The following is a 21,834-nucleotide window of genomic DNA, read 5'->3' on the forward strand; positions in this document are numbered from 1 at the left end:
CAAAGGACCCCATCACATGACCCACCGCCTCTGCCTGCTTTTCCTGCCGCTCTGTACGGTCTGCTTTGCCGCCCCGTCCGACGATGCCGCAGACGAACGCCGCCGCCTGCTGGACGAGGGCAGCCGCCAAACGCAGCAATATCGAGAAAGTGACTGGCTGGACACGGAACAGGCCCGCGAGAAAGTGGAAGAAAACGACGGCTATATTTCGATAGATGGTGAAATCTACCAAGTCGGCGATACGGCGGAAGAACTGGAAAGTGCGATTTACCACGCCCTCAACGCGCGGCAGTGGTACAAGGTGCGACAGTTTGCCGCCCGCTACGCCAAACTGCCGCAGCACAAACCTGCGCTGATTTATTTGGCCGATGCACTGCAAAAACGGGCCGAAGGGGATTCTCGCGCGGCGGAGAACAGTTTTCAGACGGCCTTGGAAGCCGAACCCGACAACCCCCGCCTGCTGCTCGAAGCGGGGCGGTTTTATGCCGAAGACAACCAAAACAAAGAGTCCGCCGCCGCATTTGAAAAAGTTCTGAAAACAGATATTCCTGCTGAAACCCGCCCCATCGTGGAAAACTACCTGTCCGAACTGGGCAAACGCCGCCGCTGGCACGGCCAAATCGGTCTAGGCTACGGCTACAACAGCAATGTAAACCAAGGCAACGGCATCAACCAATGCGTGTGGGAAATCGCGGGCATGTGCCTGATGGAGCGCACCCTGCCTGCGCCAACGGATTCGACCTTCTTATCCTATAGCGCGACCGCCGAAAAAACCGTCCCGCTCAAAGGGCATCACGGTGTACAGGTGCGCAGTGTGCTGTACGGCAACCGCTACACGGAAAAAGACAAAGATTCGGCGGCCATGCCGGATTACGGCTATCACAACGGTTCGCTGTACGCGGGATACGCCTATGCCGACGCACGCTCCTCCTTTTCCCTGCTGCCCTATTTCGAATACGACTTCCGCAACCGCCACACCCACTACCGCGCATGGGGCGCGGATGTTGACTGGTCACGCACACTCTCCCCTCGCTGGCGCATTAACTCACATGCCGGAGCAAAAAAGACCGGATACAGTGGGCAAAACAAAGATTATTTTGCCGACTATAAGCAATACGAACTGGGCGTAGGGGCAGAATTTTCTCTCACACCCCAAAGCGGTCTGTTCGCCAATTTTGATGCAACACGCAAAGCCTATCCCGAAAAATCTTCTTCCAGCAAGGAATATGCAACACGGCTGGGCGCATATAGTTTTTTTTCAAGCGGTACTTATCTCAACGCCATTCTGCTCCATCGCCGCAGTCTTTATGACGCTGCAAGTTTTGTCAGCGACAACAGACGGCGGCGCGACAATCAATACATCATGATAGCCGCTGTAGGCTTTCCGCAGTGGAACCTTAAAGGTGTGTATCCTGAATTTCGTTTTAGACGCTCAATCTCCCATAGCAATACAGCACATTACCGCTACCGTCAGAATGAATGGCTACTAAATTTTAAATACCGATTTTAAATTGAGTCATTTAGCAATACCCTAAAACAGCGATACAACCATACTGTTTTACTCGTTTCTATATCATGCCGTCTGAAAAAAGCCGATACACCTTCCCGATGTATCGGCTTTCGCTATCTGCTCAACGCTTAATTTTTGCCGGGCAATTCTTTTTCGCTCAATGGTTTGATGTACCAAATATCGCGGCAGTAGTCGGCGATGGAGCGGTCGGATGAGAAGAAGCCCATGTTGGCGATGTTGATCAAGGCTGATTTGCGCCATGCGGATACGTTGCGGTAGTGTTCGTCCGCTTTGTATTGCGTGTCGATGTAGCTGCGGAAATCGGCCATCAGTTGATAGAAGTCGCCGTATGGTTGCAACACGTCGTTGTAGCGGTTTGGCTCTTCCGGAGAGAAAGTGCCTTGGCTAATTTGGTTGACGACGCGGCGCAGGTCGCTGTCTCGCTCGATATAGCTCAACGGGTCGTAACCGTTGCGGCGGATTTCTTCGACTTGCTCGACGGTGTTACCGAAGATATAGCAGTTGTCCGCGCCGACTTTTTCCAAAATCTCAACGTTCGCGCCGTCCAGCGTACCCATGCAAAGCGCGCCATTAAGGGCGAATTTCATGTTGCTGGTACCGGATGCTTCTGTACCTGCCAGTGAAATTTGTTCGTGCAAATCGGCGGCTGGGATGATGATTTGGGCAAGGCTGACGCTGTAATTCGGGATGTAAACGACTTTAATCAGGTCACGGATACGGGTGTCGTTGTTGATGACTTTGGCAACGTCGTTAATCAATCGGATGATTTTCTTCGCCATGTAATAGGCGGAAGCGGCTTTACCAGCAAAGATGAACACACGCGGCTGCCAATCGAAATCCGGGTTTTCCAGGATTTTGTTGTAGCGGTCGACGATATGCATCACGTTCAATGCTTGACGTTTGTACTCGTGGATACGTTTGATTTGGATGTCGAAAAGTGCATCGGTGTTAACTTTGATGCCCAGCTCGGTGTCGATGTATTTAGCAAGGCGCTCTTTGGCGGCTTTTTTCACTTCGCCGAATTCTGCCTGTACGGAGGCATCGTCCACTTTGTCGTTGAGCTTGGTCAGGTTGTCCAAATGCAGACGCCAGTCTTCGTCGCCCAAATGTTTGTCCAAGAATTTGGTCAGGCCCGGGTTGGCGATGTTGATCCAGCGGCGCGGGGTTACGCCGTTCGTTACGTTGGTAAAGCGTTCCGGGAACACTTTGGCAAAGTCGGCGAAGATGGATGTGGTCATCAAATCGGAGTGGATTTTGGCCACGCCGTTGACTTTGTGCGAACCGATTACGGCAAGCCATGCCATGCGGACGCGACGGCCGTGGGTTTCGTCAATGATGGATACGCGGCGGACAAAGTCGTCGTCGAAGTTGCCGATGGCGCGTAAGGCATTGAGGAAGTAGGCGTTGATTTCAAAGATGATGTCCAAGTGGCGCGGCAGCAGACGGCCCATCAGGTCAACCTGCCAGGTTTCCAAGGCTTCGCTCATCAACGTGTGGTTGGTGTAAGAGAAAATCTTACAGCACATATTCCATGCTTCGGTCCATGCGATGCCCTCTTCGTCAATTAGGATACGCATCAATTCTGGAATAGCGAGCACCGGATGGGTGTCGTTCAAATGGATGGCGACTTCGTCCGCCAAAGTGCGGATGCTTGGGAAACGGCATTTGTGGCGGGCGACGATGTCTTGAACGGAAGCGGAAACCAAGAAGTATTCTTGCTTCAGGCGCAATTCGCGGCCGGAATCGGTAGAGTCATTCGGATACAGAACGCGTGAGATATTTTCGTCGCTGTTTTGTGCGCGAACGGCAGAGGCATAGTCGCCTCGGTTGAAGTCGGCAAGGTCAAACAGGTTGCCTGCGTGTGCAGTCCACAAGCGCAATGGGTTGGCACATTCGCCGCCATAGCCAGGAATGATTTCATCGTATGCCCAAGCGGAAATTTCTTCGCTTGGCTGCCATTCTTTTTTATCACCCAAGTTCAACACTTGACCGCCGAAACGGACGGAATATTGTTTGTTCGGACGGGCAAACTGCCATGCCAAATCTTGGTCGAGCCACAAATCAGGTTTTTCAACTTGTTGGCCATCCACGATTTCTTGTTTGAACATACCGTATTGGTAACGGATGCCGTAGCCCATGGCCGGAATGCGCAGGGTTGCCAAAGAGTCGAGGAAGCAGGCGGCCAGACGGCCCAAACCGCCGTTACCCAAACCCGGATCTTCTTCTTGTTCGCAGACATCGGCAAATTCTTTGCCCAGTTGCTTGAAGGCTTCTTCAAACTCGGCATAAACGCCTTCGTTAATCAGCGCGTTGACAAACGAACGGCCGAGCAGGAATTCCATAGACAGGTAATAAACCATGCGTTTGCTGTTGTCGATGTGGGCGCGGCGTGTTTTGAGGAAATCTTCCGCAATCAGGTCACGCGCGGCAAGCATGGCGGCGTTGAGCCATTGGTGTGAAGTTGCCTCCTTCGGATCTACGCCCAAGATGAAAATCAGCTTGTAAACGATGGATTTACGGATGGTTTCGGCGTCTGGTTTAGGCATTACATAATCGTAACCGGAGATGGGGAGTTTTTTCTTAGCCATGGAAGCCTTTCTCTAGCGTGAGGCACTGGACAACGCGCCTGATGGTTTTATTAAAAACAACGAAACTCGGTTTTCAGACGGCCTGACAACAGCAACAGGCCGTCTGAAAGGAATGGTGCGTAGATTTGTTACAAACCAAGGAGATTATAGCGGAAAGATTCAAAAAAAGGATATATTTTTCTTTATAAAACATTTAATTAACAATTAAACCATTCATCATCTTATTGGCATTTTCAATTTATACTACTAAGCTACAAATCAGGAAATACTGACAAAATATCAAAGAGTTAATCAACAAATAATTTAATTCTCATTTAATTTGTTTTATGTAAAATCCAAATCCCCATATGCTCAACAACACATTTCCCAGCCTCTTCGTAATTAAATTTCTCAGATGGTACGCAAGAAATTTCCCATTTGCCTTGAGGCAGGTTAAATAACTGACGACTACGTTTGGCATTGACCAGCAGCAGCCATTCATCGTCCAAAATAATCTGAATCGCCTTACTGCCCCTGTTGTGCCAACAATATTCGGTCATCGGGCTGCTATCGGCATTGAGCCATTGCACACGCTCTTTTTCCCACCAACAATCATCTGTCAGCAGCTTGATTTGGCTGCGAACACGTATCAACTCTTGAGTGTAATTTTGCAATACATGGGACTCATTTTGCCAATCCAACCATGTAATCGGATTATCTTGGCAGTAGCTGTTGTTGTTGCCTTGCTGACTGTTGCCGAACTCATCGCCGGCCAACAGCATGGGCGTACCGTTGGATAAAAATAAGGAGGCAAGCAACGCTTTGGAGGTGTATTCGCGGTTGAGCAAAACCTCTTCATCATCGGTTTCGCCTTCTACGCCGTGGTTGTAGCTGATGTTTTCATTATGCCCGTCACGGTTGTTTTCGCCGTTGGCTTCGTTGTGTTTTTCGTTGTAGCTGACCAAATCGCGCAGAGTGAAGCCGTCGTGTGCAGTGATGAAGTTGATACTGGCAGACGGGTGGCGGCCGCTGTGGTTGAAAATATCGGACGACCCGGCCAAGCGTTCGGCAAATGCGCCCAAATTGCCGCTTTCCCATGACCAAAACGCGCGCATATCATCGCGGAAACGGCCGTTCCATTCAGCAAAAGGTTGCGGGAAATTGCCCAAGTGATAGCCGCCCTCGCCGATGTCCCATGCTTCGACAATCAGTTTCAAACCGGCCAAAACCGGGTCTTGATACAGGACTTGGAAAAAACGGCCGTACGATTGGAAATCAGGTTCGCGTCCCAATACGGTTCCCAAGTCGAAACGGAAGCCGTCGATATGAAACTCTTCAGCCCAATAGCGCAGGCTGTCTGCCGCCCAACGGGTAACGTCTCTCCGGACAATATTGAGCGTATTGCCGCAACCCGACCAGTTTTCATAATTGCCGTAAGGGGTGTGCCAATACCATAAGGTGTTGTCGATACCGCGCTGACACAGCATCGGTCCTTTGTCGTCCTGCTCTGCCGTGTGGTTGTACACGACATCCAAAATCACTTCCAAACCAGCCTGATGCAAGGCTTTGACCGCCTGTTTAAACTCCGCCGCCGCACGCTCGGGATTGTCGGCATAAGACGGCTCAACGGCAAAATGGGAGTAAGTGTTGTAGCCCCAATAATTGCTCAAGCCCATCTGCTGAAGATGGTATTCGTCCAGATGATAATGAATCGGCAGCAGCTCGACCGTCGTCACCCCCAACTCTTGCAGATAGGCCAAAACCCGTTTATCACTCAAGGCTTTATAAGTACCTGCATATTTCAAATCGGGGAACTGCTTGGTAAACCCTTTGACATGGGCTTCATAAATAACGGTTTTGCCCCACGGTATTTCCGGACGGCAATCTTTGGCCCAATTGAATCGGCTGCGTCCAATCACGACGCTTTTCGGCGCAACGGCGGCATTGTCGCGTTCATCTTCCGGCCTGAACCATGCCATTTCTTCGGCGGTACGGTAGCTTGGTTTGCCGTCAATTTTTTTGGAATACGGGTCAATCAGCAATTTGTTGGGATTAAAACATGAGCCGTATTCTGCGTTTTCACGTCCATACACGCGAAAACCGTATCGCTGCCCTGCCTTAACATCCGGCACAAATCCGTAAAATACCGAACCGCGCCGCGAAGGCATCTCCAAACGGATTTCTTTATCCTTATCAAACAGACACAATTCGACCTTTTCGGCATTGATGGAAAACAAGGTGAAATTCGCGCCCTTGCTTGTCAGGGTTGCGCCCATGGGATAAGGCTTGCCTTCCTCGATATGCCATGATTTGGCAGTCATAGAATGATTCCTTGGTATGTATTTGGTTTCGTGTCCAATATAAGGCCGTCTGAAAATCTTTCAGACGGCCTTGAGTCATATTGATATCACTATCTTTTAATTTTCAGCTGATTAAGCAGGCATGATGCCCACCCTCAAAGTTGATTTACGCTTCTTCTTTGACTGCCGCCTGATACAGGTAAACGGTTGCCAACGGCGGTACGGTAACAGACAGGGAATTTGGTTTGCCATGCGACCAAACTTCTTCTGTCTCCACCGTTGCGCCGGCAGAAACGCCGCTGCCTTTGTAATGCAGGTCGTCTGAATTGAGGATTTCGCGGTATTCGCCGGCAGAGTTCACGCCGAAACGGTAGCCTTCGCGTACTACTGGCGTGAAGTTGCTGATGACGATAACGCGGTTGCCTTCACGGTCGCGGCGCTCGAAAACGAATACGGAATTGTCGCCGTCATCTGCAACCAACCACTCAAAGCCTTCAGGCCATTGGTCTAATTGGTAAAGCGGCGCGGTGTCTTTATAGACATGGTTCAATTCGCGCACGAAGTCTTGTACGCCTTTGTGCCAGCCGCCCTCTTGCTCCAGCAGGAACCAATCCAGTCCTTCGTTGTAGTTCCACTCTCGGCCTTGTGCAAACTCGCTGCCCATAAACAAAAGTTTTTTGCCGGGGAAGCCGTACATAAAGCCGTAGTAGGCACGCAGGTTGGCAAATTGTTGCCAGCAGTCGCCGGGCATACGTCCGAGCAGCGAGCGTTTGCCGTGCACGACTTCATCGTGTGAAAGCGGCAGGACAAAGTTTTCGCTGTACTGGTACATCATGCCGAAGGTCATTTTGTTGTGGTGATATTTGCGGTTGATGGGGTCTTCCATCATGTAACGCAAAGTATCGTTCATCCAGCCCATATTCCATTTGAAGCTGAAGTTCAAACCTTCTTGACGGGTGACGTTGGCGAATGAAGTAGACTCTTCGGCGATTTCAGTCGCAGCAGGAACTTCCTCTTTCAACATGGTGTTGGTATCACGCAGGAAAGCGATGGCTTCGAGGTTTTCATGGCCTCCGTATTGGTTCGGAATCCACTCACCGTCTTTGCGCGAGTAGTTGCGGTAAATCATGGAGGCAACCGCGTCAACGCGGATACCGTCAAAGCCGAAACGCTCTATCCAATACAAAGCATTGCCTTGCAGGAAGTTTTTCACTTCGTTTCTGCCAAAGTTGTAAATTAGGGTGTTCCAGTCTTGGTGGTAGCCTTCGCGCGGGTCGGCGTGTTCGTACAGCGCAGTGCCGTCGAATTTGGCCAGGCCGTGATCGTCGGTCGGGAAATGGCCGACCACCCAGTCAAGGATAACGCTGATACCCTCGTCGTGCGCGGCTTTAATCAGGGCGCGCAATTCTTCCGGCGAACCGAAACGGCTGGTCGGCGCATACAAACCGGTTGCCTGATAGCCCCATGAGCCGTCAAACGGATATTCGGAAACAGGCAGGAACTCAATATGGGTAAAGCCCATGTCTTTGACGTATGCGACCAATTCTTTGGCCAGCTCTTCGTAAGTCAGCCAGAAATTGTTTTCCGGATTGCGTTTCCACGAACCCAAATGCACTTCATAAATGCTGATAGGCGCATCAATGGCGTTGGCACGGGCGCGGAAGGCCGGTTCTTCCACTTCGTCAGGCAAACCGCGTACGATAGATGCCGTGGTCGGGCGCAGTTCCGCACCGAAAGCATACGGGTCGGCTTTTTCGCGCACATCGCCGTTGGCATCGCGGATTTCAAATTTGTAGAGGGCATTGAGTTTGACGGCAGGAATAAAGATGTCCCAAATGCCGTTGTCGCGGTGAAAACGCATCACATGGCGGCGGCCGTCCCAGTTGTTGAACTCGCCGATAACGGAAACGCGTTGCGCATTTGGCGCCCATACGGCAAAACGTACGCCCTTCACGCCGTCCAACTCGGCAAAATGCGCGCCTAAAGTCTCATAAGGACGCAGGTGCTTACCTTCGGCCAACAGCCAGGAATCCATGTCTTGCAACGCAGAGCTGAAATGATAAGGGTCTTCTTCAATCACAGGCTCGGAGTCTTCGGTGTAACGGATACGCAAAGCGTAATCGGGCGCATCATCGGGCAAAACAGCCACAAAGAAACCGCGTTCATCAATTTTTTCAGACGGCACGATGAGTTCGCCGCTGCGGCGGTTCACGATATCCACGCTCACTGCGCCGGGAATCAAAACGCGCACTACTTCATCGCCCTCTGCAAGGCGGTGTCGTCCCAAATAAGCGAACACATCGCTATGGGTGGCAAGAAACAGGCTTTCGACCGTATCGCGCTCGATTTGGTCAAGTTCATGATAAGTCTTGATTTGGCTGTTTGTTTTCATGCGTACCTCGTCAATAATGGCAAGTTGGCCGCCCATGAGGCGGTGTTGTAGGAAATCTTCCAAAGAAACCGGCATTTTTTGCGCCCAGTTCGGATAGCCTTCAGTTACACCCGGGACATTCAGATTGTCGATGATGCCCAGCAGGTTTTCCAGTTGTACGGCGTAAAGTTTGCTGCGGCTCAATGCGCCGTATTTGTGCAAAGCCGCCAGCAAGGTTTCATCGGCTTTTGCCGGCATTTGTACGTCCGCACCCAGACAGCCGGTATCTTTCAATTTGTCCAGCAAATCTGCTTTATCGTGTTCTCGCTCGTCCAAGGCCGTCTGAAAAGCGGCTGCATCTGGCAAAGTACCGAGTTTGAACATCGTATCCAAATCTTTGCCTATCCAATAACCTGCCAGCGGCGCAACATCGTGGGTACTGATGACCGTAATCGCCTGCTCGGGGTATTCTTCAGGTAATTGAAAACCATTCCAGCCCTTGCTGAAATACATCACTTTGTAGGAGAACACTTGATAGAGGTTAAGCAGATAACGCGCTTGATCGGGTACCGTACCCAAATCTTCGCCGATGATGACGCAACGGTTGCGCTGGCTTTCCAATGCCAAAATGGCAAAGGTCACTTCGGCATCGTAATGCACATATGCGCCGAAATCTGCTGTTTTATCGTTTAACACCCACCACAAACGACACAATGCCATCACATGGTCAATCCGCAACACGCCATACAGACGCATATTTTCGCGCAACAGATGAGCAAACTTTTCATAGCCCGTATGTTTCAACATCGACGGATTAAGCGGCGGCAAATTCCAATTCTGCCCTGTCGGCCCCAAAGGATCCGGCGGCGCACCGACCGATACGTCCATACAATAATCTTGACGGTTTAACCAAGTATCCGCGCTGCCTCGCGCCACGCCAACCGCCAAATCGCCGTAAATACCGAGTTTGACACCGTATTCGGCAGCGGCTTGGTTGACTTCTTGCAACTGCTCCGCGCAAAGCCATTGCAGCCACATATAAAAACGGATTTCCCGATCATGACTGCGCGCGAATTTTTCTACTGCTTCGCCATCAGGTTGATGAAATTCAGACGGCCATGATTGCCAACCCACTTGTCCGGGACGGCTGTAATACTGGTCCAAAGCCTCAAACAAACCGAAGCCCTGCAAAGCCTCGCCTTTTTCTAATACAAATGCTTCAAATGCAGCGCGCTCATTTTCCGCGGCTTCACAAGTATCTTGTTCAAATGCATTAAACGCCATTTGCAGCGCATCACGTTTGCATGCCCAAACCGCCGTATAAGTCACCGTTTCTGTAACACGTAAAGCGGCAATACGCTGACGGATTTTCGGTTGTTCCAGCCAGTTTTTCAGTTGCTCGTTATAAGTAAACGCACCGACTTTCTCGATATCCAAATAAATCGGATTGAGCCATTCGCGCGAAGAAGGGCTATACGGGCTGGCAAAGGCAGGTTTGCTGGTAAACAAGGCGTGCAAAGGGTTGATACCGACAAAATCCAGCTTTTTCTCCGCCGCATATTTCATCAGGTTCAGTAAATCGGTAAAGTCGCCTATGCCCCAGTTGCGCTCGGAACGCAGGCTGTACAAATGCATAGTCAAACCATTCATCCGTCCGCCATTGGCAAGCAGTTTGGGTTGGTAAACCGATTCAGGCGCAACAATCAGGCGTACAAGGCAACTTTTGCCGCCGGTCTCGGCCGACAAAGTGTAATAACCGCAAGCCAATCGGGGCAGCTTAATCCAAAGCATATCATTATCGCCCGGATATAAAGTCAAGCTCTGGCACTCATCCGCCTCATCAATCAATACGACCGCTTCCACACCATGAAATTCAGACGGCATCTGTAAAGATTCTTCGCCGTTTTCATGCGCGACCATCGTATTCAGATAAAGGCCGTCTGAATCCGGTTTGCTTTTGTCCAAAATAGCAACAATCGATTCCAAAACTTCAGGTTTGGTTACATGATATGTACCGTTGATGTCGTGGTAGCCTAAATCAATACCAGCCTCTAGAGCCTGCTGCTCCAATGTCTCACTCATTGCATTCTGCCTGTTTTACCAATATCTGAATCTTAATACAGATTTTGTCGCACCGTTATATGTAATTCATTGTAGTCTCTAACAAAATCCATATTTCCCTGTTTGATTTGACCTGCGCCAAAATTTCCTATTTATCTGTCTTGTAAAAACTTAAAGGCCGTCTTAAAAGGAAGGTTTCATTCCTTTTCAGACGGCCTTTATCATGTTTCAAGCCTGATTAGTGGTGGTGATGACCGTGCGGGCCATGTACGTGGCCGTGGGCAATTTCTTCCTCAGTCGCATCGCGCACACCTTCAACAGTCGCTTTGAACAATACTTTCATACCGGCCAAAGGATGGTTGCCATCCACTACAGCTTTACCGTCGGCAACATCGGTTACACGATAAATCAATACATCGCCAGTTTCCGGATCATCGGCTTCAAACATCATACCGACTTCGACTTCAACAGGAAATACGCTTACATCTTCAATACGCACCAGCTCAGGATCTTGTTCACCGAAAGCATCCTCAGGGGACAAAGCCACTTCAACGGTATCGCCTACATTTTTGCCATGCAACGCTTCTTCCACCAAAGGGAAAATGCCGTCATAACCGCCATGCAGGTAAGCAATCGGCTCTTCGGTTTTGTCCAACAATTGGTTGTTTGCATCGTACATTTCATAATGCAGGGAAACTACGGAATTTTTAACAATAGACATCATGTCGTCCTTAATCAATATTTAAAAGTCAGGTTCAGGCTATTCTATCACAGCTGTAACTAAACAATCGGTTTACCTTAAACAAATACTTTTGGCGAACACAACAAAACCGAAAAAGTCCATATAAAAAATAAAATTGAATGATTCTAATCCATAAAAGTTGCTTTTTCACAACACAAAGTTGCTAAATTACAAAAAACTCCCCAAACGCAAAAACATTCCAAACCCTTAAAACCGACAACAGTTAAAAATAATCAAGCCATTGAATAAAAATGATTTTTAAAATTTTCATTAATTATGAATATTTTTAGATGATTTTTTACCTGCCCTCCTGATTTACATTATTTTCGCTAATTTTGTATTGATTTTAGTATGCAAACGGTTAAGCAACGTTGCATTGACCAACCCCGTGGGGCATAATAACGAAAATTCAGCAATGAATTTCTACTGTACAGGCCGTTTGACGGCTATTTTTAGTTTAAATCGATTTAAAAAAAGGTCCTCAAAAATGAAAAAATCTCTGTTCGCTGCTGCTTTGTTGTCTTTAGCTTTGGCCGCTTGTGGCGGTGCTGATAAAGCTGCTGAAACTGCTGCTTCTGCCGCATCTGCTGCTTCTGAAGCCGCTGCATCTGCTACTGAAGCTGCTGCTTCTGCTGCTGAAGCTACCGAAGCTGCTGCTACTGAAGCTGCTGCATCTGCTACTGAAGCCGCTGCATCTGCTACTGAAGCTGCTGCATCTGCTGCTGAAGCCGCTGCTTCTGCTGCTTCTGAAGCTGCTAAATAATATTCTTTTGAATATAAGAAAAGCAGGATACCATTGCGTATCCTGCTTTTTTACATTTCTCACACTCCACTTCCCAACTTTTCCGCCCGACTGCCATGCACCTTCACGACCGTTTTACTGAATTTCTTTCCGTCTCTGAAATTATCGAAGCCACTCCGGCCTTGTTAAATGACCAACGCCGCCGTTTTGTTTCTTCGCCGGATATTGTCTTACAGCCGAACTCTGTCGAAAACGTGCAGAAAATCATGCGTTTCTGTTTTGAAAACCGCATCCGCGTAACCCCGCAAGGCGGCAATACCGGATTATGCGGCTCAACGGTAACCACCGAAGGCGTACTGCTCAATCTCTCCAAGCTCAACCGCATCCGCGATATCAACCTTGCTGACAACAGCATGACGGTTGAAGCTGGCGTGATTTTGCAAAATGCTCAAAAGGCGGCAGCCGAAGCCGGACGACTGTTTCCGCTCAGCCTTGCCAGCGAAGGCTCTTGCCAAATCGGCGGCAATATCGCCTGTAATGCCGGCGGTTTGAATGTCTTGCGTTACGGCAGCATGCGTGATTTGGTATTGGGTTTGGAAGTCGTTTTACCAAACGGCGAACTGGTTTCCCACCTTCAGCCCCTACACAAAAACACGACCGGCTACGACTTGCGCCATCTTTTTATCGGCAGCGAAGGAACATTGGGCATCATTACCGCCGCCACACTCAAACTCTTTGCCCAGCCCAAAACCAAAGCGACCGCATGGGTAGGTTTAGACGATATTGAATCCGCCATCTCGCTTTTAACTGCGGTGCAAGGCCATTTTGCCGAACGCTTGACCAGCTTCGAGCTAATCAGCCGCTTTGCCCTCGATTTATCTTCGGAATTCAGCCAACTCAAAAAGCCTGCCGACGCGGAATGGCATATTTTGATTGAACTTGCCGACTCCGTTCCCGACGCAGGTTTGGATGAAAAACTTGCCGAATTTCTCTATCAAAACGGATGGGAAAACAGTATCTTGGCGCAATCCGAGCAAGAGCGTTCCGACTTATGGACCTTACGTGAAAATATTTCCGCTTCCCAACGCAAACTCGGCACCAGCATCAAACACGACATCGCCGTCCCTATCGCCCAAGTAGCCGCCTTTGTCCGCCAATGCGCCCCTGCCTTGGAAACCCGCTTTCCCGGCATACAAATTGTCTGCTTCGGACATTTAGGCGACGGCAGCCTGCATTACAATACATTCCTGCCCAATGTATTGAGCAATGAAGCCTACCAATACGAAGACGCCGTCAATACCATTGTTTATGAAAACATCCTTGCCTGCCACGGTACGATTGCCGCAGAACACGGCGTAGGCATCATCAAAAAACATTGGCTGCCCCGCGTACGTACAAAGGCCGAACTCGTTCTGATGCATGCCATCAAAAATCAGCTTGACCCTTATGGCATTATGAATCCGGACAAACTCCTGCCTTCTTTGGATTAACCAATACAAAAGGCCGTCTGAAACATTTCAGACGGCCTTTTTATTTTATCCAAACTATTTCAATGCCGTTTTCCAATCCAATCCGCCCAAGGATGGTACCTGTATCACTTCGTTGGTATCCAAATTGACCGCTGTCAGCTCTCCGCCCCACAACGCGCCGGTATCCAAAGCAATAACCTGATCGGTATTAACGTAACCCAATGACGACCAATGTCCGAACACGGTAATATAATCCAAATTCTGCCTATCGGGTGCTTTAAACCAAGGGCGCAGGTAAAGCGGCATTTTTTTCAAAGTGGATTTATATTCGTAATCCAATTCGCCTTTGTACGTCAGCGCACGCATACGGGTAAAGACGTTGATAATCATGCGTAGGCGCTCATAGCCTGTCAAATCGTCCGTCCACTCGGTCGGCTTGTTGCCGTACATTTTGCCAAAAAATTTCCTGTACTTTTTACCTTGCAATTCATCCTCAGCTTCACGGGCAAGGCTTTCGGCTTTATTAACAGACCATTGCGGCAAAATACCGGCATGCACCATCACATGCCTGTCGCCGCGTACCAAAAGCGGTTGATGACGCAGCCAGTCAAGCATGGCATGACTATCGGGATGGGTCAAAATCGGCCCAACCGTATCACTACGCTTGAGCGTTCCTTCACCGCAACCGACGGCCAAAAGATGTAAATCATGATTACCCAAAACCATTTGCACGCTGCTGTCATGCTCTTTGGCAAATCTCAGGGTTTCCAAGGACTTCGGGCCGCGATTAACAATATCGCCGACCAGCCAAAGGGTGTCCGTACCATGATTAAAGCCGATTTTGGCAAGCAACAAAGTCAGCTCGTCAAAACAGCCTTGAATATCTCCGATTGCGTAATGTGCCATTATTATTGTTTTCCGTTGTTATTATTTTCAGACGGCCTCAAGCCCAGCCCAGGCCGTCTGAAAACATCAATTATGCATTTAAAACCAATACTGCTTCTGCTTCAACCTGAACGCCTTTAGGCAGGCTGGCCACGCCAACCGCCGCACGCGCAGGGAAAGGTTGTTCGATAAATTCAGCCATCACTTCATTGAACACGGCAAAGTTGGCCAAATCAGTCAAATAAGCATTGAGTTTGACGATATCGTTCAAAGAACCGCCTGCTGCTTCGGCTACGGCTTGCAGGTTTTTAAATACTTGCACTGCTTCGGCGCGGAAGTCGCCATTGCCGACCACAGTCATCGTAGCCGGATCCAAAGGAATCTGACCGCTCATATAAACCGTATCGCCTGCGCGGACTGCTTGGCTGTATGCACCAATCGCGGCAGGGGCTTTGTCGGTATGGATAATGGTTTTAGACATGATATTCTCCTCAAATAGAAATGTCAGAATCAGGTGGAAGCTTCGAATTTTACTTTCAACAGAAATACGTTTCAATAAAAGCATTCAATTAATGCGTTTAGCCCGTCTTGTTCTTCCTCGATTTTAAACCTACAATCCCACACATTATTCATTTCAAAGCCGAAATTATTATGTTTTTTGTCTTATCCCCAGCCAAAAACCTCAACGAAAAAGACCCCTCCCCCGTAAGCAGCTTTACCCTGCCCGACCTTCTGCCAGAAGCAGAAATCCTGATGCAGGAGTTGCGTCAGCTTGCCCCCCAACAAATCGCCGAGCTGATGCATGTTTCCGACAAAATCGCCCTGCTCAACGCCGAACGCAATGCCGCATGGCACACACCATTTACGCCTGAAAACGCCAAACAAGCCGTATTTATGTTCAACGGCGACGTCTATGAAGGCATCGCCGCCGATACGCTCAAACCGGAACAAATCGACTATCTGCAACAACATGTCCGCCTGCTCTCCGGCCTATACGGCATACTGCGCCCGCTCGACTTGATGCAACCCTACCGCTTGGAAATGGGTACGGCCTTTGCCAACACGCGCGGTAAAAACCTCTACGAATTTTGGGGCGATAAAATCACCGACCTGCTCAACCAAACACTGGAGCAGGCCGATAGCGACGTTTTAATCAACCTCGCCTCACAAGAATATTTCAAATCCGTCAACACCAAAAAACTCAACGCACGCCTGATTACGCCGATTTTTAAAGATGAGAAAAACGGTAAATATAAAATCATCAGCTTCTACGCCAAGCGTGCGCGCGGTTTGATGGTGCGCTACGCGGCAGAACACGGCATTACCGATCCTGAAATGCTCAAAAATTTCGACTACGAAGGCTATTCATTCAATGAAGCAGCTTCAAACGAAGCCGAATGGGTATTCATGCGTGAAGAACAATCTAAATAAAAACAGAATCCTAGATATTTTTTCTAAAATACCTCTTGGCAAAGACCGTAAGTTCCATTAATATTACGACTTCAAGAATGGAAGCGTGGCAGAGCGGTTTAATGCAACGGTCTTGAAAACCGTCGAGGGTTGATAGCCCTCCGTGAGTTCGAATCTCACCGCTTCCGCCATTTTTGATATTTTTTTATCTAGTGAAAATGAAATGCGAGACTTGATGATTCAAGTCTTTTTTTATTTTCGAATCCAAAGAATCCCGTAAAGGCCGTCTGAAACTTTCTATGACGCAGTTTCAGACGGCCTAATACCTTTAAAAATTCCCCCAAATTCCTAAAGTCCTACCCAGACATTTAGAGATTTGGGGGATTTTTGCAAATGTCCCTGCTTTTCTGATCATTGCCGTCAAGGGTATCAGCCTACCTATCACCAATGCGGAATTTTTGCTCAACCATGCGTGGCTTTTCCTATGCCGACGCGATCGTGCATTTTGCCTCAGAGCCGTGTGCCACCGTATCGTTTGCGGTAGGGTTTGCTGCATATTCTGAGCTGTTGCCACAAAGTACCGCCCTTGCTTTTATCTTGGAGGAGGTTGCGGCAAACGGTGTCGTGATGGAGTGTCATTCGATGATGGTGTGGTGGTAGGACAGGTCTTGAATGTGGTATCGTTCTTCTTGGGTCAGTTGCGTGTAGTAGTTCATGGTAATCTTTCTTGTAGGAAAGGCAGTATGCTGCTGCATCTAGGACTTTTTCCGTTATGTAAAGTTTGCCCTTCAAATCCGAATCTGCTGGCCTCTATTTATCATTATTTAATCGCTACAAGGATATTTAAATGAAACGGGAAACCATTGCCCTGCATGCAGGCTATCAATCCGAACCGACTACCAAATCCGCTGCTGTCCCCATTTACCAAACCACTTCCTACACTTTCGACAACACGCAACACGGCGCAGACTTGTTCAATCTTGATGTAGCGGGCAATATCTACACCCGTATGATGAATCCGACCACTGCCGTTTTGGAAGAACGCGTTGCCCGTTTGGAAGGCGGTATCGCCGCATTGGCTGTCGCCAGCGGTATGGCGGCAATTACCTATGCCGTTCAAACCTTGGTTGAAGCAGGCGACAACATCATCGCAACCAAAACGCTCTACGGCGGCACTTACAATTTCTTTGCCCACAGCCTGCCGCGCCAAGGTATAGAAGTACGCTTTATCGATCCGGCCAAACCCGAAGAAATTGCTGCCAATACCGACAGCCGCACCAAACTGGTGTATTGCGAATCTATCGGCAATCCCGCCATCAATGTCGTTGATATTCCAGCATTCGCACAAGCCGCGCACGCTCAAGGGCTGCCACTGATGGTGGACAACACCGTTGCTACGCCCACATTGTTCCGCCCGATCGAGCACGGTGCCGACATCGTTATCCAATCCTTGACCAAATACATCGGCGGTCACGGTACAACGATTGGCGGTGCCATTATCGACGGCGGCAAATTCCAATGGGCAGGCAATCCGCGCTTTGAAAAAACTTTCAATCAGCCTGATCCGTCTTACCACGGCATAAACTACTGCGAACATTTTGGTGCAGCCGCCTACATTGCCCGCGCTCGCGTCGTCCCATTGCGTAATACCGGTGCCGCCCTGTCTCCGCACAGCGCATTTTTACTGCTTCAAGGTTTGGAAACCCTCGCCCTGCGTATGGAACGTCATTGCGAAAACGCCCTAAAAGTAGCCAAATTCTTAAAGAAACATCCGCGGGTCGAATGGGTGAACTATCCTGCCCTGCCCGACAGTCCGTATAAAGCCTTGATTGACCGCGACTACGGCGGAAAAGCCTCAGGTTTGCTGAGTTTCGGTATTAAAGGCGGTCGTGAAGGCGGCGCGAAGTTCATTGACGCACTGCAACTCTTCCTGCGTTTGGTGAATATCGGTGATGCCAAATCGCTGGCTACCCATCCTGCCACAACGACCCACCGTCAGCTTGACGATGCAGAACTCGCCGCAGCAGGCGTCAGCCCCGACATGGTACGCCTGAGCGTGGGTATCGAGCATATCGACGATTTGCTTGCCGACTTGGCGCAGGCATTAGATGCCGTACAGGCATAAGCAATCGCTCATTAGATGAAAAAAGCCTCCGCTTAAAAAGGCCGTCTGAAAATTTCTTTTCAGACGGCCTTTCCTTTTCTACAAATCAAATGCGGCGTTAATCAAACGTTTGGTGTAATCGTTTTGCGGATGGTGGAAAATCTGATCCGCGCTGCCGTACTCAACCATTTCGCCCTGCTTCATCACGATCACATTATCGCTGACAGCGCGCACGACAGACAAATCATGACTGATGAACATATAAGTCAGGCCGTATTTCTTCTGCAAATCGCGCAAAAGTTCGACCACTTTGGATTGTACGGAGCGGTCAAGTGCAGAGGTTGGCTCGTCCAAAAGGATAAATTTCGGGCGCAGGATAACGGCGCGTGCAATAGCGATACGCTGACGCTGGCCGCCGGAGAATTCATGCGGATAACGGTTGAGCGCGTCAAGCGGCAGGGACACTTCCTTCATGACTTCCAAAACGCGTTGGATACGTTCTTTTTTGGTCATTTCAGGATGATGAACCGTCAAACCTTCGCCAATAATCTCACCAACGGTCAGGCGTGGGGAAAGCGAACCGAACGGATCTTGGAACACAATTTGCCGTTGCGATTTCAGACGGCGTGCTTCTTCGGCGGTATAGTTTTTCAGGTCTTTGCCTTCAAAGGAGATATGGCCGGTATAAGGCAGCATCTGCATGACGGCTTTGCCCAGCGTGGATTTGCCGGAACCGGACTCGCCGACGACGCCCAATGTTTCGCCTTCTTTAATTTTGAAGCTGATGCCTTTGACGGCGTCAAAAGTTTTGAGCGGCTTGCCGAAAAAGTTTTGCTTCAATACGAAAGAAACATTGACATTATCGGCATCGATTAACACTCCGGCGCTGGTTTCTTCCGGCTCTTTCATGCCCTTGGGAATGGCATTGATGAGTTCGGCGGTATATTCGTGTTTCGGATGGGCAAATACTTCTTTGATTTTGCCGCGCTCGACAATTTCGCCGTTACGCATGACGCAGACGGTTTTGGAATAGTGTTCCGCCAAACCCAAATCGTGGGTAATGAAGATAATCGCCATGCCCATTTGCTGTTGCAAATCATGGAGCAAATCGAGAATCTCGGCTTGAATGGTCACATCCAAAGCTGTGGTCGGTTCGTCGGCAATCAGCAGGTCAGGTTCATTAATAAGCGCCATGGCAATCATAATGCGTTGCAACTGACCGCCGGAAAACTCGTGAGGATATTGTTTCATGCGGCGCTCGGCTTCTTTGATGCCCACACGTTCCAGTAATGCCAATGCTTTTTGTCCTGCTTCTTTTTTGCCGAGCTTTTTATTGTGCACACGCGCCGCTTCAATCAGTTGCGCACCGATACGCATAAACGGATTGAGCGAGGTCATCGGCTCTTGGAAAATCACGCTGATGCGGTTGCCGCGCAAATCACGCAGGGTTTTCTCATCGGCATCCAAAATGGAAATGCCGTCAAAAGTAATGCGCGAATCTTTGCTGTATCGGGCAAATTTCTCAGGCAGCAGGCGCATAACGGACATGGAGGTTACGGACTTGCCCGAGCCGGATTCGCCGACCAAAGCCAATGTTTCGCCCTCTGCCACTTTAAAGCTGACATTACGCACGGCGTGCACGTTTTTTTCATGCAATTCAAAATTGATGTCCAGATTTTCTACAACCAGTAACTGTTTTGTCATTTTGATTATCCTTTTGGTTGCGGTTTAGCGGTCTTTCGGGTCGAGCGCATCGCGCAGACCGTCGCCGATAAAGTTGAAACAGAACAAAGTGGTTACCAAGAAGAAACTCGGCACGAGCAGCTGCCATGGTGCGGCTTCCATCGAAATCGCGCCTTCTTGCAGCATCGAACCCCAACTGGTCATCGGCTCTTGTACGCCCAAGCCCAAGAAGCTCAAGAAAGATTCAAACATAATCATGCCCGGCACCAGCAAAGAGGCATACACCATCACCACGCCCAAAACATTCGGAATAATGTGGCGCGTCACGATTTTACGTTTTGCCACGCCGCTCACACGCGCCGCTTCGACAAACTCTTTATGCTTCAAGCTCAAGGTTTGACCGCGCACGATACGCGCCACGTCCAACCAAGACACCAAACCCACGGCGGCAAAAATCAAAAGCAAGTTGCGGCCAAAGAACGTGGTCAGCAGAATCACGAAAAACATAAACGGAAACGCGTTCAAAATTTCCAAAAAGCGCATCATCAGCGAATCGAGCTTACCGCCGATAAAGCCGGCAATCGCACCATAAAGCGTACCGATGACAACAGCCACCAATGCGCCGGCCACACCGACCAGCAAGGAAATACGTCCGCCGGTTGCCGCACGCGACAACAAATCGCGGCCGAGCAAGTCCGTACCCAGATAGTGATGGGTAGAAAAGGACGGCGGAATCTGCATATTGTCCCAGTCGGTAAAGTCGTAGGTGTAGCGGACAATCCATGGTGCCACAATCACAAAAATGCTGATCAGCAACAGGATAATAATGCTGTACACCGCCGCTTTGTTCTGTTTAAAACGCCGCCATGCGTCGCTCCACAGGCTTTTGCCGTGTACTTGGGCGTATTCTGCTGCCTCTGCGAGGGCCTGAGTCTGCTTCTTTTTGAATAACATAATGTTCTCTCTCGCTTTTTATTCTTTCTTCAGGCCGTCTGAACGTTTCAGACGGCCTTTGCGCAAATGGGATTAATAACGGATTTTCGGGTCAATAATGGCATACAGAATATCGAGGATGGCGTTGAACAAAATGGTCATGATGCCGACCAAAATCGTCAAACCCAAAATCATGCCGTAGTCGCGGTTGAGCGCGCCGTTGACAAATAATTGTCCAACGCCGGGAATACCGAACACGTTTTCAATCACAATGGAGCCGGTGATGATGCCGACGAATGCCGGGCCTAAGAAAGAAACAATCGGCAGCATGGCGGGACGCAGCGCATGGCGCAGAATGATGCGGCTCATGGGCAGGCCTTTGGCGCGTGCCGTGCGGATAAAGGGGCTGTTCAATACTTCAATCATCGCGCCGCGCGTAATCCGCGCGATACTGGATACATAACCGATGGACAAAGTAACGACGGGCAAAATCAAGTTCATTAGTGCGCCATCGTTCCAACCGCCGGCAGGCAGCCATTGCAGTCTGACGGCAAACACCAGCACCAATACCGGCGCCATCACAAAGCTGGGAACGACGATACCGGTCATCGCGCCGCTCATCAGCGAATAATCCAGCCAACTGTTTTGTTTTAAGGCGGCGATGATGCCGATAAACATACCGAAGATGGCGGCAATCAAAAAGGCGTAGAAGCCAAGTTCTGCCGATACCGGCAGGGATTGGGCAAGCAACTCATTAACGCTGAAATCTTTATATTTGAACGACGGTCCCAAATCTCCCTGTGCCAACTGCTTGAGGTAGTGGAAATATTGGAGGTACATCGGATCATTAAGGTGGTATTTGGCTTCGATGTTGGCCATGACCGCAGGCGGCAGGTTGCGTTCGCCTGTGAACGGGCTGCCCGGTGCAAGCCGCATCAGGAAAAACGATACGGTAATCAACACCAGCATGGTCGGGATGGAAGCACATATCCGTTTGATGATGAATTTCAACATAATCAGGCTGTCCTGTCTGAAC

General features: G+C 49.5%; 14 protein-coding genes, 1 tRNA gene and 1 pseudogene. 6 read left to right on the forward strand and 10 right to left on the reverse strand.

All coding sequences use genetic code 11. The features are described 5' to 3' along the window. The first annotated feature begins 16 nt into the window (after positions 1 to 16). On the forward strand, positions 17 to 1,510 hold the full coding sequence (locus HMPREF2865_RS00885; RefSeq protein ID WP_070461456.1) for a surface lipoprotein assembly modifier: 1,494 nt from the start codon (positions 17 to 19) through the stop codon (positions 1,508 to 1,510). 128 nt (positions 1,511 to 1,638) lie between these two features. Here HMPREF2865_RS00885 and HMPREF2865_RS00890 read toward each other — a convergent pair whose 3' ends face one another. The 4 genes from HMPREF2865_RS00890 to HMPREF2865_RS00905 form a co-directional block, all read right to left on the reverse strand. Further along, positions 1,639 to 4,119, reverse strand: coding sequence for a glycogen/starch/alpha-glucan phosphorylase (locus HMPREF2865_RS00890; protein WP_070644985.1), 2,481 nt, complete (start codon positions 4,117 to 4,119; stop codon positions 1,639 to 1,641). Between the two features lie 314 nt (positions 4,120 to 4,433). Next, positions 4,434 to 6,419 (reverse strand): glycogen debranching protein GlgX, encoded by a 1,986-nt coding sequence (gene glgX, locus HMPREF2865_RS00895; protein ID WP_070644988.1) that lies wholly within the window; start codon positions 6,417 to 6,419, stop codon positions 4,434 to 4,436. A gap of 145 nt (positions 6,420 to 6,564) precedes the next feature. After that, positions 6,565 to 10,851: a 1,4-alpha-glucan branching protein GlgB gene (gene glgB, locus HMPREF2865_RS00900; RefSeq protein WP_070644990.1), complete on the reverse strand. Its 4,287-nt coding sequence runs from the start codon at positions 10,849 to 10,851 to the stop codon at positions 6,565 to 6,567. A 217-nt stretch (positions 10,852 to 11,068) separates the two neighbouring features. After that, positions 11,069 to 11,551: an FKBP-type peptidyl-prolyl cis-trans isomerase gene (locus tag HMPREF2865_RS00905; RefSeq protein ID WP_070461453.1), complete on the reverse strand. Its 483-nt coding sequence runs from the start codon at positions 11,549 to 11,551 to the stop codon at positions 11,069 to 11,071. 508 nt (positions 11,552 to 12,059) lie between these two features. On the opposite strand from HMPREF2865_RS00905, the gene HMPREF2865_RS00910 reads away from it, so the two are divergent. Both HMPREF2865_RS00910 and HMPREF2865_RS00915 read left to right on the forward strand, forming a co-directional pair. Continuing rightward, on the forward strand, positions 12,060 to 12,335 hold the full coding sequence (locus HMPREF2865_RS00910; protein ID WP_070644992.1) for a hypothetical protein: 276 nt from the start codon (positions 12,060 to 12,062) through the stop codon (positions 12,333 to 12,335). A gap of 95 nt (positions 12,336 to 12,430) precedes the next feature. After that, positions 12,431 to 13,804: an FAD-binding oxidoreductase gene (locus tag HMPREF2865_RS00915; RefSeq protein WP_070644994.1), complete on the forward strand. Its 1,374-nt coding sequence runs from the start codon at positions 12,431 to 12,433 to the stop codon at positions 13,802 to 13,804. Positions 13,805 to 13,858: 54 nt separating this feature from the next. Here HMPREF2865_RS00915 and HMPREF2865_RS00920 read toward each other — a convergent pair whose 3' ends face one another. Both HMPREF2865_RS00920 and HMPREF2865_RS00925 read right to left on the reverse strand, forming a co-directional pair. Then, positions 13,859 to 14,689: a symmetrical bis(5'-nucleosyl)-tetraphosphatase gene (locus HMPREF2865_RS00920; RefSeq protein ID WP_070644996.1), complete on the reverse strand. Its 831-nt coding sequence runs from the start codon at positions 14,687 to 14,689 to the stop codon at positions 13,859 to 13,861. A 70-nt stretch (positions 14,690 to 14,759) separates the two neighbouring features. After that, the gene (locus HMPREF2865_RS00925) at positions 14,760 to 15,149 is read right to left on the reverse strand and encodes a RidA family protein (RefSeq protein ID WP_003746001.1); all 390 of its coding nucleotides are present in this window, start codon (positions 15,147 to 15,149) and stop codon (positions 14,760 to 14,762) included. Between the two features lie 170 nt (positions 15,150 to 15,319). Here HMPREF2865_RS00925 and yaaA point away from each other — a divergent pair, with 170 nt between their 5' ends. Together yaaA and HMPREF2865_RS00935 are read left to right on the forward strand one after the other, a co-directional pair. Further along, complete coding sequence (gene yaaA / locus HMPREF2865_RS00930; RefSeq protein WP_070645186.1) at positions 15,320 to 16,099, forward strand: peroxide stress protein YaaA; 780 nt, start codon at positions 15,320 to 15,322, stop codon at positions 16,097 to 16,099. Between the two features lie 79 nt (positions 16,100 to 16,178). Then, positions 16,179 to 16,269 (forward strand) — tRNA-Ser (locus tag HMPREF2865_RS00935). Between the two features lie 246 nt (positions 16,270 to 16,515). On the opposite strand, the pseudogene HMPREF2865_RS12300 reads toward HMPREF2865_RS00935, so the two are convergent. Further along, a pseudogene (locus HMPREF2865_RS12300) lies at positions 16,516 to 16,726 on the reverse strand (IS30 family transposase); the annotation flags it as partial. Between the two features lie 199 nt (positions 16,727 to 16,925). Between HMPREF2865_RS12300 and HMPREF2865_RS00940 the strand changes: the two are divergent. Then, positions 16,926 to 18,203, forward strand: coding sequence for an O-acetylhomoserine aminocarboxypropyltransferase/cysteine synthase family protein (locus HMPREF2865_RS00940; protein ID WP_070644998.1), 1,278 nt, complete (start codon positions 16,926 to 16,928; stop codon positions 18,201 to 18,203). Between the two features lie 78 nt (positions 18,204 to 18,281). On the opposite strand, the gene HMPREF2865_RS00945 is transcribed toward HMPREF2865_RS00940, so the two are convergent. From HMPREF2865_RS00945 to oppB, 3 genes are all read right to left on the reverse strand, one after another. Further along, positions 18,282 to 19,886 carry an ABC transporter ATP-binding protein gene (locus tag HMPREF2865_RS00945; protein ID WP_070645000.1) on the reverse strand — a complete coding sequence of 535 codons (1,605 nt, stop codon included), beginning with the start codon at positions 19,884 to 19,886 and terminating at the stop codon, positions 18,282 to 18,284. Between the two features lie 24 nt (positions 19,887 to 19,910). Further along, complete coding sequence (gene oppC, locus HMPREF2865_RS00950) at positions 19,911 to 20,819, reverse strand: oligopeptide ABC transporter permease OppC (RefSeq protein ID WP_003683112.1); 909 nt, start codon at positions 20,817 to 20,819, stop codon at positions 19,911 to 19,913. Positions 20,820 to 20,891: 72 nt separating this feature from the next. Then, positions 20,892 to 21,812: an oligopeptide ABC transporter permease OppB gene (oppB, locus tag HMPREF2865_RS00955; protein WP_036472303.1), complete on the reverse strand. Its 921-nt coding sequence runs from the start codon at positions 21,810 to 21,812 to the stop codon at positions 20,892 to 20,894. Between the last annotated feature and the right edge of the window lie 22 nt (positions 21,813 to 21,834).

Source organism: Neisseria sp. HMSC073G10 (assembly GCF_001812605.1).
Classification (GTDB): domain Bacteria; phylum Pseudomonadota; class Gammaproteobacteria; order Burkholderiales; family Neisseriaceae; genus Neisseria; species Neisseria subflava_A.

Coding starts and splice junctions, on each gene's coding strand:
- HMPREF2865_RS00885 (WP_070461456.1), top strand. CDS start 17: ATGACCCACCGCCTCTGCCTGCTTTTCCTGCCGCTCTGTACGGTCTGC.
- HMPREF2865_RS00890 (WP_070644985.1), bottom strand. CDS start 4,119: ATGGCTAAGAAAAAACTCCCCATCTCCGGTTACGATTATGTAATGCCT.
- HMPREF2865_RS00915 (WP_070644994.1), top strand. CDS start 12,431: ATGCACCTTCACGACCGTTTTACTGAATTTCTTTCCGTCTCTGAAATT.
- glgX (WP_070644988.1), bottom strand. CDS start 6,419: ATGACTGCCAAATCATGGCATATCGAGGAAGGCAAGCCTTATCCCATG.
- HMPREF2865_RS00920 (WP_070644996.1), bottom strand. CDS start 14,689: ATGGCACATTACGCAATCGGAGATATTCAAGGCTGTTTTGACGAGCTG.
- yaaA (WP_070645186.1), top strand. CDS start 15,320: ATGTTTTTTGTCTTATCCCCAGCCAAAAACCTCAACGAAAAAGACCCC.
- HMPREF2865_RS00925 (WP_003746001.1), bottom strand. CDS start 15,149: ATGTCTAAAACCATTATCCATACCGACAAAGCCCCTGCCGCGATTGGT.
- HMPREF2865_RS00945 (WP_070645000.1), bottom strand. CDS start 19,886: ATGACAAAACAGTTACTGGTTGTAGAAAATCTGGACATCAATTTTGAA.
- HMPREF2865_RS00940 (WP_070644998.1), top strand. CDS start 16,926: ATGAAACGGGAAACCATTGCCCTGCATGCAGGCTATCAATCCGAACCG.
- glgB (WP_070644990.1), bottom strand. CDS start 10,851: ATGAGTGAGACATTGGAGCAGCAGGCTCTAGAGGCTGGTATTGATTTA.
- HMPREF2865_RS00905 (WP_070461453.1), bottom strand. CDS start 11,551: ATGTCTATTGTTAAAAATTCCGTAGTTTCCCTGCATTATGAAATGTAC.
- HMPREF2865_RS00910 (WP_070644992.1), top strand. CDS start 12,060: ATGAAAAAATCTCTGTTCGCTGCTGCTTTGTTGTCTTTAGCTTTGGCC.
- oppB (WP_036472303.1), bottom strand. CDS start 21,812: ATGTTGAAATTCATCATCAAACGGATATGTGCTTCCATCCCGACCATG.
- oppC (WP_003683112.1), bottom strand. CDS start 20,819: ATGTTATTCAAAAAGAAGCAGACTCAGGCCCTCGCAGAGGCAGCAGAA.